This window comes from Acinetobacter sp. MYb10 (genome assembly GCF_002980175.2).
Lineage (GTDB): Bacteria > Pseudomonadota > Gammaproteobacteria > Pseudomonadales > Moraxellaceae > Acinetobacter > Acinetobacter guillouiae.
In genome coordinates this window covers 3,872,169-3,888,545 of the sequence record NZ_CP058272.1, presented here as the reverse complement: position 1 = coordinate 3,888,545, position 16,377 = coordinate 3,872,169, and the positions used below count along the sequence as shown (strand labels likewise).

Genomic DNA, 16,377 nt, shown 5'->3' with positions numbered 1-16,377 from the left:
TGCTATATTCCTCGCTGTCCCATCCGATTTATCATTCAATTATATGGCTTTTTTCTTAAACAGAAAGTGACCGATCACCCACTCACGGCCATGGTCATAACCGAACAGCTCTGCACAGGCTATAAAGAAAATCCGCCAGCGCTGCCACCAGATTGCCGCATCTGCGCCATAGGTCTGTTCAAACAGGGGCTGCAGCTCGGCGTGCTTCTGGTCCATATTCTCTAGCCATGCATTTGCAGTACGTTCATATTGGGTGCCGGCCCATTGCCAGTGCATTTTCAGCTGCAAATGCTGCTGGAAATGCAGAAAGGTTGAGGCGGCAGGCATAAGCCCCCCACTAAAGAAATATTTTGACATCCAGTCAAATTCATTTTTTACTTCAAACGGATAATGCAGAAAACGGTGACAGAAAATATGACACCACAGCAAGCCATCCGCTTTCAGCCAAGTGCTAATATTTTCAAATAGTTTCTGATAATTACGTACATGTTCAAACATTTCTACCGAAACCACACGGTCGAAATAAGCGGCTTCCAGTTGCAGTACATTGATGTCGCAGGTCATCACCGTCAGGTTTTCCAGTTTTCTCAGATGGGCCTGTTCCTGAATATACTGACGCTGGGTTGAGGAGTTTGACACCACGGTAATGCGGGCATTGGGATAATGCTCGGCCATGTACAAGCTTAAAGAGCCCCATCCACAGCCTATTTCCAGAATATCCTGTCCATCCTGTAGCTGTGCACGCTGGCAATAGCTGGCAAGTGCCGCTTCTTCCGCCTGATCCAGCGTAGTATGTGTATATTCAAACAGACTGGCGCTGTATTTCAGACGCTTGCCCAGCACCGCCTGAAAAAATGCGGTGGGCAGTTCATAGTGCTGCTCATTGGCTTTGTCAGTCTCGATGGCAATCTTGCTGTTTTTCAGCATATGCAGCACATCCATATAGCGCTGGGCAGCCAGTGCCGGGTCAAAGCGCCCTTCCTGCGCCAGACGTTTTTTGCTTAAGCTGCGAATGCCGGCCCGAATCACAGTATCGGGCAGTTTGCCACTTTCGACTAGTTTTAAAGATTGTTGAATCATAAAGTCCATTTAATTACCTACTCTTTGGGTGGCCACGGAATAAACATTGAAGTTCGTCGTTGATAGTCTTTATAGTTATCGCCGCGATGTGCCAGCGCCTGTTGTTCACTAAAGGGAATTCCGGTGATGTAGTACAAAAACAGCCACATCAACAGTGGATACAACCATAATTCATAAACACCTGCCGCCAGACCAAGGATTGGATAAGCAAACCAGTGTAGCCATTCAAAAAAATAGTTTGGATGACGTGAATATTTCCATAGTCCCCGATCCAGGGTTATGCCCTGGTTTTGCGGATCAAGCTTGAAACGGTAAAGTTGCTGATCAGCCGTGCCTTCCCCCATCAGGGCCAGCAGCATGATTATGGCTGCCAAAAGCACTGTGAGCTGTGTCCAGTCATTCCACTGCTGGACAGGAATGCTCAGCAGCTCTAGCATCGGATAGGAAAACAGCACCACCAGCCCAGCCTGAAACATAAAAAAGGCCAGAAAACCGAGATGCTGATAATCGCCCATGGCCCGGCGCATATTGGCATAACGGGTATCTTCTGCAGTTTCACTGGCATAACGTCGTAGTAGATGCCATGTCAAGCGTAAAAACCAGATGCCACTAAACACGCCCAGAAATACCCGAACTAACAGCGGTGCAGTTTCCATCACCCAGGCCGCGATAATGACGTTGAGTCCAATACAAAAGCTCCACGCCACATCGACCAGTCCGGCACGCTGGTTATAGGTCACCAGCAGCCAGCTACAGAACATGATATAGACATTCAGTACCAGTAAATTCAGCAGCATGTCAGCCCTCCTGTTTTATTTCGGCTTAGTAAGCACTGGCTTCGAACACCAGATGTACATCACTGATCACGCCTTCACGGAAGCCACCTTCGCAATAACACAGATAAAAATCCCACATGCGGATAAAGCGCTCATCAAAGCCGAGCTGCAGAACCTGATCACGCTGTTCCAAGAAACGCTGACGCCAGCAGTTCAGGGTTTGAGCATAGCTCTGACCGATATCTTCCAAATGCTTGAGACGCAATTTTTGCTCAGAAGCAGCATGGGTTATTACACTAATACAGGGAATAAAACTGCCCGGAAAAATATAGCGCTTGATATAGTCCACTGTATTCAGGGCTTTCGAATAGCGTGCATCTTCAATGGTGATAGCCTGAATCAGGGCCAGACCATTCGGCTTGAGGAGCTCATGACATTTACGGAAATAGGTCGGCAAATACTGTTCACCCACGGCCTCGATCATTTCAATCGACACCAGCTTATCGTATTTGCCTTCCAATAAACGGTAATCTTTCAGCTGGACAGTGACGCGATGTGACAGTCCAACTGCAGCGACCCGAGCCACGGCTTCATCATACTGTGCCTTAGAAATGGTTATGGTGGTGACTTTACAGCCATACTGCTGTGCGGCATAAATGGCAAAACCGCCCCAGCCACTGCCAATTTCGACTAAATGATCCATCGGTTTCAGCTTGAGTTTCTGGCAGATCAGCTCTTTTTTATAATCCGAAGCCTGTTCCAAACTCATACTGGGCTCTTTAAACACCGCACTGGAATACATCATGGTGCTATCCAGCAAGAGCTTGAAAAAGTCATTGCTCAGGTCATAATGCTCGGCAATATTTTTGCGGCTGCCATCAATCGAATTCTTGCGCGATTGGTACCAGGCCTTTAAGAGCAACTGGCTGGCCTTGGTCACTGCATTCTGGTTCATCCGGTCCAATACATCTCGGTTGCGTGCCAGAATGCGGATCACATCCACTAGATCTTCACTACTCCAGTAACCGCGGATAAAACCATCTGCTGCACCGAGCACACCATTGCGGAACAACAGTTCCATCAGACGGGAATCATGCACCTCAATCACTGCCTGCAGATCACTGCTTTCCCCGACGTCTCCGTTCCAGACGCCTTTAAAAATCAGCTGACCATGCCGTAATTTCAGCAAATGCCGTAATACCACCGGCAGTGTGCTTTGCTGTCCCATGAATAGTGTCTTCATCGCAATGTGTTTCCTTTTTCTTTTTTAGGATGTCGATAAAATGGAATTTTCTTTTTCCATAAACGAAAGGCATGCAGATAAATTCCGCTGACCATCCTGAAGGGTTCAAGAACTTTCAGCACAGCATAACGATGCTGCTGTGAAGGAACAGTGATGGCCTGCAGGGAAAATTTCAGGGTGGCATCGAATTGCAGCACGCCCTGCTGAAACAACTGCATATGAATCACGTTCTGCTGATCGGAGAAGCTGAAGCGCCAGCGGTAATCCAGTGCCATCGGCATGAACGGCGATACATGAAAAGCCTTTTTAAAATCAAATTGGTGACTCTGGTAGGGCGCATGTTCAGCTGCATTTTTCCGGCAGTCGTGGATATAAACCTGACGTTCATTCCACGGTGTGTTGGTGATTTCGCTGAGGACAAAGAGCAATTGATCGGTGGCATCAAAGACCAGATAAAACACTACAGAATTAAAGCGAAAGCCGAGTGTGCGTGGTAAAGCGAGCACCCGGATGGAAGCGGCATGCGGCAATAGATAGTTTTCCCGTTTGATCAGCAGGCGTACAATTTTTTGCCGGATCGAACCACATTCCATGGTCAGAAAGTCATGCTCATCCAGGGTCAGTAGATTCCAGCGGCTAGAAGACCACAGCCAGGATTTTCGGTTAAAGCTCGCAAGCTGATCCGGATCAAACCATAAATAGCTTAGCTTGCTTTCAAAAGCGTGGGCTTTGGGCAAATAACGGCGATGTCGAATTTCAGCAGCGGCGATCGCCAATGGATACATCTGCATCATGTGCTCCTAGGCTACCTGCTCAGTCTGTTGCAGCAACTGATTTACAACCCATGAAGCACTACGCGCCCCATCTTCGTGAAAGCCCCAGCCCCAGTAGGCACCACAGTATGAGGTGCGGTTCTGAGTATTGACTTCGTTCCAACGTTGTTGCGCTTCAATCGCGGAGGCATCAAACACCGGATGACGGTAATGCCGTTCTACCCAGACTTTTTTCGGATCAATGGCAAAATTAGGATTCAGGGTGGCAAAGATCTGAGTTTTGCATTTCAGGTTTTGCAGCTGGTTCATCCAGTAACTGAAACCATAATGAATGCCACTGTGCTGGAACGTGTTCTGTTCGGATGCCTGACTCGGGGTCACATGCACATGCCAGCTGGCCCACTGGCGACGGGATTTAGGCATGATGCGGGTATCGGAATGCACCACCATGCGGTTATCCTGATAGCGGAACTTACCCAGTACGTCTAGTTCCGCTACTGACGGGTCTTTCAGCAGTTTCAGGCTGTCATCGGCATGGCTGGTAAAGATTACCCAGTCAAAACGTTCACTGCCCTGTACCGTTTCAATCAGTACATCATTGGCATTACGGGATACATGGAGAACACCCATTTTGCGGAAAGTCATATTCGATTGGGCCTTAATGGCATTGACGTAACGAGCTGATCCACCTTTGACGGTAAGCCACGACGGGCGTTCTTTCAGCTGCAACATACGATGATGCTGAAAAAAGCTCACCACAAATTTATACGGAATCTGTCCAGCTTGCTCCACTGGACAGGACCACAGCGCCCCGCACATCGGATAGAGATGTTCCTGACGGAAAGCTTTCGAGTAGCCATGCTGATTCAGATACTCATCAATAGTTAGCTTTGCATCAACCTGTTCGACATCCAAATCTACATTCGCAGCATAAAAACGGAATAAATCCGACAACATCACGCGAAAATCGGCGTTAAAAAAGTTTTGCGGTCGGAACAACAGCGAGAATTTTTTTGAAGGATTGTACTGCAAGCCAGTGACCTGATTATTCACCGAAAAACCCATGTCACTGCTTTGCGATTGAATCCCGAGTTCTTTCAACATTCTGCAGAACAGTGGATAGTTATGTTCATTAAACACAATAAAGCCACTGTCTACTGCGACCTGTTCGCCCTCTATATTCAACTGATGGGTGTCAGTATGACCGCCAAAGTAGTTATTCTTTTCAAAGACGGTAACTTCATGCACTTTACTTAATTTCCAAGCCGCATACAAACCGGAAATACCTGAACCAATAATTGCGATTTTCATGGTGATTCCTTCGATTGAATCGTGTGAGCGCCCGTCGTGGTGAGTTTTTTCTGTTTTCGAGCCTGTCTAATTTTACTTGCTTCATAGACCCGTGCGGGAATTGGCTTGAGCCCCCAGACCAGCCCGAGCCAAGACATGAGTTTCAGCAGGTAATAGGTCACATCAATCTGCCACCAGTAAAAGCCCTGCCGGGTACTGCCAGCATAATAATGATGGTTGTTATGCCAGCCTTCGCCCAAGGTAATGATGGACAGGAATAAGTTGTTGCGGCTGTGATCTTCAGTGTCAAAATCCCGGCTGCCATAATGATGCGCCAATGAATTGATACACAAGGTGGCATGGGTCAATAATACGGTAGAGATGACAAAGCCCCAGACCAGCAATTGCAGGCCAGACGTACCGAGTTGCGGCCAGATAATGGTCAGCCATTCCCCAAATGCATAAATTCCGCCCGCGGTCAGTAACACTACAATTAAGCTGAAACGGTCCAGCCAGATCAGTTCTGGATATTTTAGCCAGTCATTAATGACTTCTTTACGCGTAGCAAAGTTATATTCGTTTAAAAACCAGCCGATGTGGCTGTACCAAAAACCATGCGTCGAGGAATGTGGGTCTTGCAAGGTATCGGTATAGCGATGGTGATAGCGGTGATGTGCCGCCCACCACAGTGGGCCACGCTGTGCACTCATGGTGCCAATCAGCACAAACAGGAACTGTACCGTGCGCGAAGTCTGAAAAGTTTTGTGTGACAAATAGCGATGAAAAAAAGCGGTAATGGAAAACATGCGGATCAGGTAGAACAGCAGCATAAAGCCAATCGCAAACCACGACACTCCCACCCAGAACACGGCAAGACATGCCAAATGCAACAGAGTAAAAGGCAAGATCCTCAGCCACTGAATCTTGCTGTTTTCAGCCGTCAGTGTTTCGGGTGCTGTGGGTGTAGACCAGCTGTCTATCCATCGCATCAGAATTTTCAACATGGACTCATCCTACTTTCAAGCGATTGTCTTTATTCTATTTGATGAGTGTAATCAGTCAGGTATGAATTTTATGTGAAGTCAATAAAAAAAGCCGAACCATAGAGAGAAATGCAGTTCGGCAAAAGGGTAACAGATTAATGCGGCAATTTGATCAGTTTTGTCACGTCATAACCATAATGTTTTGCAGTTTGCAGATAGGATTGATAAGTGGCTTCATCCAGCTGCGGTTCACGTGACAAAATCCACAGGTATTTAATACTTGGGCCACCTACCAATGCCACTTTATATTCTGGGTCTACTCGTAATATCCAATAATGACCTTTGCTAAATGGTATCCATCTTAAACCTTGTGGCAAAAAACTGACCTTTAATTTGCTGTTGCCCGCATTTTGCGGATAGGCCTCCCCTTCAGAGCTGATCATCTCATGATTGGCAATCCTGCAACTATTCAAGACACGCATGGTTTGATCAGCATTGACGCTGTATTGCGCCGTGATATTCGAGACACACTTACGTTGAAAATACATCGGTAAATGCGCAATTTCATACCACTTTCCTGCATACCGCTGGATATCCACCTGATCGACTGGCTGAGGTGCAACAGTTTCTGCTCGAGTCGTTGTACTTAAGCTGATGATGGTCAGTGCGGTCGCTGCAAAAACAGACTTAAATAGCATTTTCATTTTTTCGCCTAGTTTTATCACAGTCTTAAGATAACCCATGCAGGTGTGAACAAAGCGTGAAGACCAAATGATGCTATTCAGTTTCTCCACATCAGGAAATGTCATCTGAATATTCAGAATCCGGGCGTTATTGCAGTTTTTTGAGAAACCCAAACATGATTACTGTTTCAAAGCCACTTTTTGCTGTCATCTACAACAGGTATTCTAAACATCACATGCTGAATCATGGCATAGGAGATACTGCCCTTGAACGGAATCTCTGGTAACTGATCAAATTTGAAAAATTGCGCATCGCTTAGTTCATTTTCCTGAATATGAATTTCACCCGCATGATATTCTGCCTTGAAAGTCATCATCAGATTGCTGGGAAACGGCCACGACTGACTGGCCAGATATTGAATATCTTTGATCTGCCGCCCCTTTTCTTCCAGCATCTCACCGCGTACTACCTCTTCCAAGGTTTCTCCGACTTAAACAAAGTCTGTAATCAAGCTGTATCTCTGGGTTTTGTTGCTAGCATTTTTTGCCATCAGAATTTCATCTGTACCCCGGGTAATGAAGTTAATCACATAGGGATTCACCCGAGGATACTAGTTATAACCACAGGATGGATAGATCATGGCATATTAGCTGGCGTGCTGCTGGGAGGAAGTACGTTACTGTTCTGAACGATGTAAACATCAGTCCAGACGGCGGCCAAAATCAAACGCTTAAAAATGCTTGTATTGCCGTAAACAATAGGCCCGTATCACCTCGGGCGAACGCAGTTGCAGATGCTTGGTTTTTCGTCCAGTCACGCGTTCACGCCACATTTTAAAGCTACTCGGTTTCATATTTTGCCGCATCAACCGGATCACCGCAGCTTCATTCAGGCAAAACTCAGTCTGGATGGCTTCAAATGGGGTTCGATCTTCCCAAGCCATTTCGATAATTCTGGATAAGTCTTCTTCAGAAAATTGATTCATATCATTCTCGTTTTTAATAATCATTAAGCGTCAATAAGCTTTGTCAACTTTAATCTAACTAAAAGCATAACAATACAATCATGAATTTTTTGTGATTTTTCTCTAGTTTTAAGGCCTAAAAACAAATAAATGGGCCAGTTTTACCAGCCCTTTTGAGTATTAATTACCTCTATAAGTCGAATATCCATAAGGACTCAACAGTAGAGGAATATGATAATGGTTGACGCTTCCATCTACTTTAAAAATGACTGGAACTTCAGGGAAAAAAGTATTTTGCTTATTTTTTTTAAACCAGTCCTCGGTTTTAAAGGTAACTTTATAAATACCGGCTTCAAACTTCTGATTTTCAGGAAACAACGCAGTGATACGGCCATTGGGACCAGTATATTGCTGATTTAATTTTACCCATTTTTCGCCGGTACTTTTTTCAAGTATCACCATGACTTGAGCGGAAGGCAGGCCACTTTCCAAATTCAATACATGCACACTTAAGGGGTTAGTTTGTGCAAAAGTCATTGATGTCAATAATAACGTTGAGAGTGGCAATAATTTTTTAAACATAATGAATTCCTTAAGGATTGAAAATAGACTGAACAGCTGTTTCAGCGCAGTAATGGTCATTTTTTGCTCCACCTGCTCCAGCAACACCAATGGCACCGACCACCTGATTTTCATAACGCACAGGTATGCCTCCGCCTAACAACAGTAAATTTGATAAAGTGGTTAAATTTTTTGCATCCTTGTTTTCATGGACATTTTGGCTTAACAACAAGGTCTCCATTTTGGTGGATAAAGCGGTATAGGCTTTCTTTTCGGCTGCGCCCAAATTATGCGGTCCGACAGTTTCATGCCTGTTTGCCATCAAGGTATTTCCTCCCCTATCCACTACAACCACAGCAATGTTGTGCTGTATTTTTTGACACGCGACCACTGCAGCATCAAGAAGAGTTCGTGCTGATTGGGAATCAAGTGAATAAACTTGATTCAATTGAATGGATTGTGCAAAAGTACTGATACTCATCAGCATTACTGTTGCAATAAGCCCTTTGAGTTTGTTCATCATGATTGCCCTGAATTAAGTTTTAAAAATCTTATACAACTTGAATGATTTGAATGATGACAATTACATTACAGAGTTGTCATCATTCAAAATGAGTCTGAACAAAATGTGTATTCTAATTATCGAAGATGAAGTGAAGATCGCCTCATATCTGGTTAAAGGGTTAAATGAGTCTGGCTATGAGGCGCAATGTGCCCATTCAGGGCTAGAAGGCTTGGAAAAGTTAAAGATGCATGCATATAGTCTGGTTATATTAGATGTAATGTTGCCCGATATTGATGGCTGGACTGTCCTGAAAGTATTACGACAGTTTTCCAAGATTCCCGTTATTTTTCTTACCGCAAAAGATCAGGTGATCGATCGGGTCAAAGGTCTGGAACTGGGCGCCGATGATTATCTGGCTAAGCCTTTTTCTTATATTGAATTATTGGCCCGAATTAAGAGCCTGCTTAGACGCCAGCAGTATGTGCAGGAAAACCAATTAGAAATTGCCAATCTAAAATTGGATTTGATCAATCATAAAGTTTGGCGTAATAAGCAGTTAATCGAACTCAGCAAAAAAGAATTCAATTTATTGCACTTTATGCTGAGGCATCCAAATGAAATTATTACGCGTAGGCAAATTGCTTCCGAAGTGTGGCATATCAATTTTGATACTGATACGAATTTTATTGATGTCGCGGTGCGACGCTTACGCAATAAAATTGATGAGGCGCATGATATAAAATTAATTCATACAGTTCGCGGTTTAGGCTATAAAATTTCGGCAGAGAAGTAATGTTTAAATCCATTCGTTCGCTAGAACTACGAATAACGCTACTGGCTACAACTTGTGCTGCAATGGTCCTGTGTGCTGTAGCATTGATGACCTATCTAGGCATCAACCAGATTTTAATTTCGCAGCAAGATCGGGCTTTGGTTGACCGAATAGAACGTCTGGAAACTTTGCTGCAAGACAGTCGCAATATTGAACAGATTATCGCGCGTCCAAAGCTGTATCAAAACATGCTCGGAAATCAAGACAATCTGTTTTTATTGATTCACGGCGATCAGATTCTGATTAACATCAATCCTCTTGGCATTCCTCTGCCTAAATTTACCCTTCAGCCCCAAATCCAATTCCGTGATTTATCTGTTCATGCTTACCCCACCCGTATTGCATGGAAAACCATTCAAATTAATCGACAGCCCTATCTATTAATTGCGGGCAAGCAGTGGTCGGAAAGAAAAGACATTATCTCGCCTTTTCAAAAACATCTTTTTATCTACGTAGTTACTGGTATTCTGGCCATTTTCATTCTTTGTGCTATTACCAGCCGTCTGGGATTGAACTCATTAAGAACCCTGCGCGAACAAACCCATGCCATTAGTATTCACAAACTTGAACAGCGACTCAATCTGATTCATCCTCCTGGTGAGATTGAACAGCTCGCCTCCGATATCAATGCCATGCTCGACCGTATTGAAATAGGATATAGTCAGCTGAATCGTTTTTCCGAAGACATTGCGCATGAATTTAGAACTCCTTTGAATAATTTAATCGGCCAAACCGAAATTTTACTCATGAGTGAACGTAGTCCCGTACAGTATCAGGAAGTCATGATTTCCAACTTGGAGGACTATCAACGTTTAAAAAGAATGATTGACAGTATGTTATTTCTAGCCCGCGCAGATACACAAAAGGTTTGCTTAAACAAGCAGAAGATTCAGCTTCAATTATTTATAGAAAATATATTTAGCATTTTCGAGTATCAAGCCGAAGAACAACACTGCAATTTTGTTTTAGAGCTTGAAACAACTGAGTTAGTAGCAGATCCAGAACTGTTACAACAAGCGCTGTATAATCTGATCTCCAACGCACTGATTCATGGCGGCAATCATAGGACTATTTATGTGCATAGCCATCGAAAAACTATCAATAACATGTCTATGATTGCATTATCAGTAATCACAAGTGGTTTAGAAATCTCTCCAGAGCATTTGTCTCATATCTTTGAGCGATTTTATCAGTGCAATTCCAGCAGACAGAATACTCATCAAACCGGCGGTTTAGGCCTGTCGATTGTGGCCTCTATTATGACGCTTCATGAAGGAACTTATCATGCAGTAAATAGGGCAGAAGGTATAAGTTTTGAGGTAATTTTTCCTGAAGCGTATATAGAAAAGTTATAAATACCGACCTCTTCACAACATGAATTTGACTAGTAAATATACGGAATAATCACAAATAAAAATCGATATAAAATATTTTTCTTTAAAAAAATACAGATTAAATAAAACCAACATAATCAATTATATACAAAAAATCGAATTAATAGTTCTTTTACATTGCTCACATCAACTTGGCCTGAGGACTTTGTTTTTGGAAACAGCAGACACGAGCTACTTACCCTCATCAAAGTTTTTAAACTCTTTGGAAAGCTGACTGAGTGTTTTAACTTGTTTTCCATAGCGGCGGCATGAACGGCAAAGCAATAAATGAATTTGTAAATTACCCTGCTCTCGAAATTGAAGTGTTCGGTCTAATCTTTCAGATAATAACTGGGTGGCTTGGCGACAAGTTAACATGAGCAATCATCCTTCAATAACCATTTATTTTCTAAACATTCACGCAATCTTGTTCGACTTCTATACATGAGCACATTTAAATTAGTCACAGTAAGTCCTAACTTTTCACAAATTTCATCTGAACTGAGTTCAATCATTTCTCTAAGCATGAAAACTTGTGCATATTTGGCTGGTAAATGATTCAAACAGGCATCAAAAATAATCCAAAAATCTTGTTGTTCCAATATTTCTTCTGGGTTGGGCCATGCTTGAGGTGCTTCATATTTATTCCAATGTCCAGAAGCATCAAATAATGCATCTATACTTTGTTCACTGTCTTCGTCATTAAACAATTCACTCATCGTCATTAAACGAGATTTTTGCCGAATTAAATCAAAAATCTTGTTTTTTAAAATCGCAAAAACCCACGTTTTAAAAGCTGCTCGGCCAGTAAAAGAATCAATATATTGAAATGCGCTCATTAATGCTTCTTGAACAGCATCTTCAGCCTGCTGTAATGATGACAGTTGTAGAATTGCGAACTTCAGCATTTGTTGTCGTAATTCTATTACAAAGGCTGGATTTTGTAGTTGTTGTAATATTTCTTGATTCGCATTTGCAGGCTCTATGCTCATCCATTTTCCTCATCATTTGTATAGGGTAGATCTAACAATTTCAATCGAATTAATAGTACTTTTAACTCATCGATCTGGGTTTGTATCTGAACACTAGAAAAATCAGGAAACGTCGCTTTTATTAAACTTCTAATATCTTGTTCAACTAACTCTTGTTGATTGAGTTGTTCAATCACCACAGCGAATAAAACAGATAAGCTTTCTACGCAGATATTATCTTGATCATTTCGCCAAACCAATATGGCACTAGGCATAGGCTCAACTTCAGCAATGATCGTGCTTGATGACCATTGGTAGACTGGATATTGATAAACGAGCACCCAGACTTGAGTATTTAACTGCCATTCACTCTGCCGAGTAAGGCGTTTTTTTTCAATTTGAACTGTATCTAAATAAAGTTCAAGCCATTCAAACTGTAATAGCTCAGCTAACCAGGGGTATTCATGTAAGCTGGGATGCTGACAATCTGTCAGATACTCTCTAAATTGTAGGGAAATATCATTATAAAACGGTGATTCACATTGCGCTTGTTGGAAAAACTCAGTTAATAACTTTTGCCACTGTATCGCAGGCAATATTGCACGAGTAATGGGATAGACCAAGTCAATAAAAGAACAAACATTATTAAAAAGTAAATCTCGATAAATCTGCATTCGTTCCGCAGGAAGAGCTTTTGGTAACTCAGATTGAGGAAAGCGAATCCAATTACAAAACTGCTGCTGTGTAGCTTGGAATGATATTTGCTCTGTTTTCATCACCGCCCTCCTGCTGCTGAATTGTTTTAATTCTCGTCATTTCATCTTGTAACTCTTGCCATGATGGAATATTAAAATCACGCTCAAGTAATGTTGGTTTTACACCACACACTTGATAAGTATATTGTAATAATTGCCAGACAGAATCGCATACTTCAGCACCATGCGTATCAATCAATAGATTTTGTTCAACTTGTTCATGACCAGCAATATGTATATAACGAATCCGCTCTTTTGGCATTGCTCGAATAAAGGCATACCCATCACTGCCGTGGTTTATACTGTTTACATAGACGTTATTCACATCGAGTAATAACTCGCAGTCTGCTTGCTGAAGTACTTCAGATACAAAATCGGCCTCACTCATTTCAGCATTTGGCATCAAATAGGTTGAGACATTTTCGATCACCAGCCTTTTACCTAAAATATCTTGGACACGTAAAATACGTTCGGCTACATATTTAACTGCCGCCTCAGTCATTGGAATTGGCATCAAGTCGTATAAGTAGCCACGATCATGGGTATAACTTAAATGCTCGGAATAAATCGGGATATGATAATCTTCTAAAAACCCTTTAATTTTTTGAATAAACTCTAAATTGAGTGGATGTGGCCCACCAATGGATAAAGACAGCCCATGACAGATTAAAGGTGCTTTTTCCACACACCGAGCTAATAACTTTGCATGCCGACCACCAAAACCTATCCAATTTTCAGGCGCGATTTCAATAAAGTCTGGCACTTTTTTAGCACTTAGAAACTCATCAATAAAATCCCTTCTTAGCCCAAGCCCTACACCAGCCAAATTAACCATGGTGATACTCCAACTTTGGAAATGATGCCGTCTATGTGATTCACAGCGACATCATTCTTTAACTGATTGACTATTTACTACCACACTTACCATCAGCAACTTTTTTATCAGCACCACATTTCGCATCCGTTGCTTTCTTCGTTGCACCACATTTACCATCTGCTGCTTTTTTATCAGCACCACATTTTGCTTCTGCCGCTTTTTGTGATTTCGTCATTTTGTTCGATCCACACTTGGCTTCACCACATTTTGCATCACTGGCTTTCTTCGCATGGGTTTCTGTCGCATGCGTTGTTGGGGCTGCTGATACTTGAGTTACACCAGCAACAGATAAAGCTAGCAGTGCTGCGACTGATGTGATTGAGTTGAGTTTATTCATTGTTCTATTCCTTTAAGATAATTTACTTGCTTGTACTTAGGTACATATAGTTAGACGACCTAAACTACCATTTATTACAGTCCAAATTAAAAATTATGAATTATGTAAGAAACACAGTTACCAATCGACTAATTACTATTCAATCTTAATGGGTGTGAAATTTTCATGAATAACGCTATCTATGCTTTATCTGAAAAATACCAAAAATTTTGTAGTCTCATAAAACATGGTGACGGTATCGTAGCACTTACACTGAGACTTTATTTAGTCCCTATATTCTGGATGGCAGGTACAAACAAATTTGCGCATTTTCAACAAACAGTGGAATGGTTTGGTAATACCGATTGGGGCTTGGGTTTACCATTCCCGACATTGTTAGCTACGCTTGCGACTTCTGCTGAAATTTTAGGAGCTATTTTGTTAGCGCTAGGTTTATTAACCCGCCTAATCAGTATTCCACTCATTATCACCATGCTAGTTGCTATCGTTACAGTACATTTACCGAATGGATGGCAAGCAATTGCTGATCCCAATGCTCCATTTGCTAGCGCTCAGGTGATTGCTTCATCTGAAAAGTTAGAAAAGGCTCGTCAGATCTTAGAAATATATGGAAATTATGATTGGTTAACCTCAAGTGGATCATTTGTCATATTAAATAATGGTATTGAGTTTGCCGTAACCTACTTAGTCATGCTGTTAGCATTAATTGTGCTTGGCGGTGGACGTTATCTAAGTTTTGATTACTGGGTGAAGCATTTTTTCTTAAAATGAAATGAATGAGGGAATAAAGTTTATTCCCTCATATCATTCACCAGTAAATACTAAAGCAACTTGGATTACGCTTTAAACCAAAATCAGAAAGATACACTCACAGTCAAAGGTCTTTCGACGATGCCTTATCGCTCTTAAATAATGATATTAAGCATAACTGTTTACTAAATGGGTTTTTACAGCTTGCAAAACAAGCTGAATCTGCTTGTCATCAAACCAATTTACGAAATGCCTTTAAAATTATGTTCTTCAAATGAAACTGCTCCATAGCCATTGGTTACATCCAACCATAGTTCACCAATTTTACGTGCATGATTCGTAAGAGTGAAAGTTTGCCCAGCGTAAATACAGAATAACTAAACAAAGTATACGATTGAGTTGTCCAGTCGATATTCCAAAACTAAATTAACAATCGCATAAGTAAAAAGATGAGTAAGAAAAATCGTACTGTAATATGTAAAAGACTCTACATGTCTCAAGCCAATTTCAGAAAATGACAGTATTCATTAAAAGTCTCTAAAAAAATTTATGCAAAATATCACATCAAATATAAGGAATATATAAAAATATAACTAATACTGGAAATTATGACAATACTTATTGTCAAAAATATATTGACAAATGCATCCCTTATATTTTACAAAAGAACCCTATAGTACTTTTAAGAAATATTCATTATGTCCTATTTACGATATTAATAGTTCGTAAGGTACATCGTTTCCGTTTAATGGAGTAATATTTATCATGTCTACTACAATTAACGCTATACAAAAAGTTAAATCCTCTTTTCCTGTTCGAAATATTAAATTTAATTTTGATCCTTCTACACGTTATTGGTTTGATAAAGATCCTCTTTATAGTCATTTTTTAAATACATTATCAGCAATAACAGCACAAGGAGAATTATTTTTAATAAGAATGCTTCGTACGCTTAGAGAACGTATTAACGATCCAGTATTACAAGCTGATATCAGCGCATTTATTGGTCAAGAAGCCATGCATGCTAAAGAACATACCGCATATCATCGTTACGCTGATCAAAATGGAATTGATATTGAAACTTTTGAGCAACAATTAATTCAAATATATACTCTACTAGATCGAACTATACCATTAATGGATCGTATGGCAATCGGCTGCGCAATTGAACATTGTAATGGAACATTTGGTGCAGAGTTATTACGTAATAATGTGTGGAATCAAAGGATGGTTGGTCCTCTACGTGACTTATGGCTTTGGCATGCAGTTGAAGAGAATGAACATAAAGCAGTGTTTTTTGATGCCTATCATGCTGCAGGTGGTGGATATACTAGACGAATTGTATGGATGGTACTTGGATGTAGTATTTTTGCAGGATTAATGACCTATGGAACAGCCCGTCTCTTAATCGCAGATAAGAAGTTTCTATCAAAAAAACACTTGCAATCTATCAGTCAAATTGCTCACCCGAAAACAGGGCTATTTAATATTATAGTCCTTAAAGAATTCTTCGATTATATTCGTCCATCATTTCATCCATTTGACTATGATACAAAACAATTAGAACAACGCTGGCAGAAAGAGTTAAGTCTTAAAGTTCAATAAAGGTAAATTTATGAAGAG

The 16,377-nt window shown here is 41.4% G+C and carries 19 protein-coding genes and 1 pseudogene; 4 read left to right on the top strand and 16 right to left on the bottom strand.

Annotated elements, in window-relative coordinates:
* Positions 1-39: 39 nt before the first annotated feature.
* The 11 genes and pseudogenes from CQZ96_RS18240 to CQZ96_RS18190 form a co-directional block, all read right to left on the bottom strand.
* Positions 40-1,089 carry an SAM-dependent methyltransferase gene (locus tag CQZ96_RS18240; RefSeq protein ID WP_105713424.1) on the bottom strand — a complete coding sequence of 350 codons (1,050 nt, stop codon included), beginning with the start codon at positions 1,087-1,089 and terminating at the stop codon, positions 40-42.
* Between the two features lie 8 nt (positions 1,090-1,097).
* Positions 1,098-1,877, bottom strand: a complete 780-nt coding sequence (locus CQZ96_RS18235; protein ID WP_105713423.1) for a DUF1295 domain-containing protein — start codon at positions 1,875-1,877, stop codon at positions 1,098-1,100.
* A gap of 25 nt (positions 1,878-1,902) precedes the next feature.
* Positions 1,903-3,099: an SAM-dependent methyltransferase gene (locus tag CQZ96_RS18230; RefSeq protein WP_105713422.1), complete on the bottom strand. Its 1,197-nt coding sequence runs from the start codon at positions 3,097-3,099 to the stop codon at positions 1,903-1,905.
* Positions 3,096-3,890, bottom strand: coding sequence for a DUF1365 domain-containing protein (locus tag CQZ96_RS18225; protein WP_105713421.1), 795 nt, complete (start codon positions 3,888-3,890; stop codon positions 3,096-3,098). Before CQZ96_RS18225 ends, CQZ96_RS18230 begins: the two co-directional genes overlap by 4 nt.
* Before the next feature lie 9 nt (positions 3,891-3,899).
* Complete coding sequence (locus CQZ96_RS18220; RefSeq protein WP_105713420.1) at positions 3,900-5,183, bottom strand: NAD(P)/FAD-dependent oxidoreductase; 1,284 nt, start codon at positions 5,181-5,183, stop codon at positions 3,900-3,902.
* Entirely contained in the window at positions 5,180-6,166 is a 987-nt protein-coding gene (locus CQZ96_RS18215; protein ID WP_105713419.1) for an acyl-CoA desaturase, read from the bottom strand. The genes CQZ96_RS18220 and CQZ96_RS18215 overlap by 4 nt, the downstream gene beginning before the upstream one ends.
* Positions 6,167-6,300: 134 nt before the next feature.
* Entirely contained in the window at positions 6,301-6,849 is a 549-nt protein-coding gene (locus CQZ96_RS18210; RefSeq protein WP_105713418.1) for a lipocalin family protein, read from the bottom strand.
* Positions 6,850-7,016: 167 nt separating this feature from the next.
* Positions 7,017-7,475: pseudogene (gene nudC, locus CQZ96_RS18205) on the bottom strand (NAD(+) diphosphatase); the annotation flags it as partial.
* Positions 7,476-7,559: 84 nt separating this feature from the next.
* Entirely contained in the window at positions 7,560-7,814 is a 255-nt protein-coding gene (locus tag CQZ96_RS18200) for a TIGR03643 family protein (RefSeq protein WP_105713669.1), read from the bottom strand.
* Positions 7,815-7,973: 159 nt separating this feature from the next.
* Positions 7,974-8,375, bottom strand: a complete 402-nt coding sequence (gene uraH / locus CQZ96_RS18195) for a hydroxyisourate hydrolase (RefSeq protein ID WP_105713417.1) — start codon at positions 8,373-8,375, stop codon at positions 7,974-7,976.
* Positions 8,376-8,385: 10 nt separating this feature from the next.
* Positions 8,386-8,874 carry a GlcG/HbpS family heme-binding protein gene (locus CQZ96_RS18190; RefSeq protein ID WP_171287906.1) on the bottom strand — a complete coding sequence of 163 codons (489 nt, stop codon included), beginning with the start codon at positions 8,872-8,874 and terminating at the stop codon, positions 8,386-8,388.
* 106 nt (positions 8,875-8,980) lie between these two features.
* Here CQZ96_RS18190 and CQZ96_RS18185 point away from each other — a divergent pair, with 106 nt between their 5' ends.
* Together CQZ96_RS18185 and CQZ96_RS18180 are read left to right on the top strand one after the other, a co-directional pair.
* Entirely contained in the window at positions 8,981-9,652 is a 672-nt protein-coding gene (locus CQZ96_RS18185; protein WP_105713415.1) for a heavy metal response regulator transcription factor, read from the top strand.
* Positions 9,652-11,046: a heavy metal sensor histidine kinase gene (locus CQZ96_RS18180; protein ID WP_105713414.1), complete on the top strand. Its 1,395-nt coding sequence runs from the start codon at positions 9,652-9,654 to the stop codon at positions 11,044-11,046. The genes CQZ96_RS18185 and CQZ96_RS18180 overlap by 1 nt, the downstream gene beginning before the upstream one ends.
* Positions 11,047-11,256: 210 nt before the next feature.
* Here CQZ96_RS18180 and CQZ96_RS18175 read toward each other — a convergent pair whose 3' ends face one another.
* The 5 genes from CQZ96_RS18175 to CQZ96_RS18155 all read right to left on the bottom strand — a co-directional run bounded on the left by CQZ96_RS18175 (position 11,257) and on the right by CQZ96_RS18155 (position 14,004).
* Positions 11,257-11,442, bottom strand: a complete 186-nt coding sequence (locus tag CQZ96_RS18175) for a zf-HC2 domain-containing protein (protein WP_105713413.1) — start codon at positions 11,440-11,442, stop codon at positions 11,257-11,259.
* A complete protein-coding gene (locus CQZ96_RS18170) occupies positions 11,436-12,056 on the bottom strand; it encodes an RNA polymerase factor sigma-70 (protein ID WP_105713412.1) in 621 nt (206 codons plus the stop codon). Before CQZ96_RS18170 ends, CQZ96_RS18175 begins: the two co-directional genes overlap by 7 nt.
* The gene (locus CQZ96_RS18165) at positions 12,053-12,811 is read right to left on the bottom strand and encodes a DNA-binding domain-containing protein (RefSeq protein WP_105713411.1); all 759 of its coding nucleotides are present in this window, start codon (positions 12,809-12,811) and stop codon (positions 12,053-12,055) included. Before CQZ96_RS18165 ends, CQZ96_RS18170 begins: the two co-directional genes overlap by 4 nt.
* Complete coding sequence (locus CQZ96_RS18160; RefSeq protein ID WP_105713410.1) at positions 12,762-13,625, bottom strand: DUF692 domain-containing protein; 864 nt, start codon at positions 13,623-13,625, stop codon at positions 12,762-12,764. The genes CQZ96_RS18165 and CQZ96_RS18160 overlap by 50 nt, the downstream gene beginning before the upstream one ends.
* Before the next feature lie 70 nt (positions 13,626-13,695).
* The gene (locus CQZ96_RS18155) at positions 13,696-14,004 is read right to left on the bottom strand and encodes a hypothetical protein (RefSeq protein WP_096733471.1); all 309 of its coding nucleotides are present in this window, start codon (positions 14,002-14,004) and stop codon (positions 13,696-13,698) included.
* A gap of 165 nt (positions 14,005-14,169) precedes the next feature.
* On the opposite strand from CQZ96_RS18155, the gene CQZ96_RS18150 reads away from it, so the two are divergent.
* Positions 14,170-14,775, top strand: a complete 606-nt coding sequence (locus CQZ96_RS18150) for a DoxX family protein (RefSeq protein WP_105713409.1) — start codon at positions 14,170-14,172, stop codon at positions 14,773-14,775.
* 744 nt (positions 14,776-15,519) lie between these two features.
* Entirely contained in the window at positions 15,520-16,359 is an 840-nt protein-coding gene (locus CQZ96_RS18145) for a metal-dependent hydrolase (protein WP_151956889.1), read from the top strand.
* Positions 16,360-16,377 lie beyond the last annotated feature (18 nt).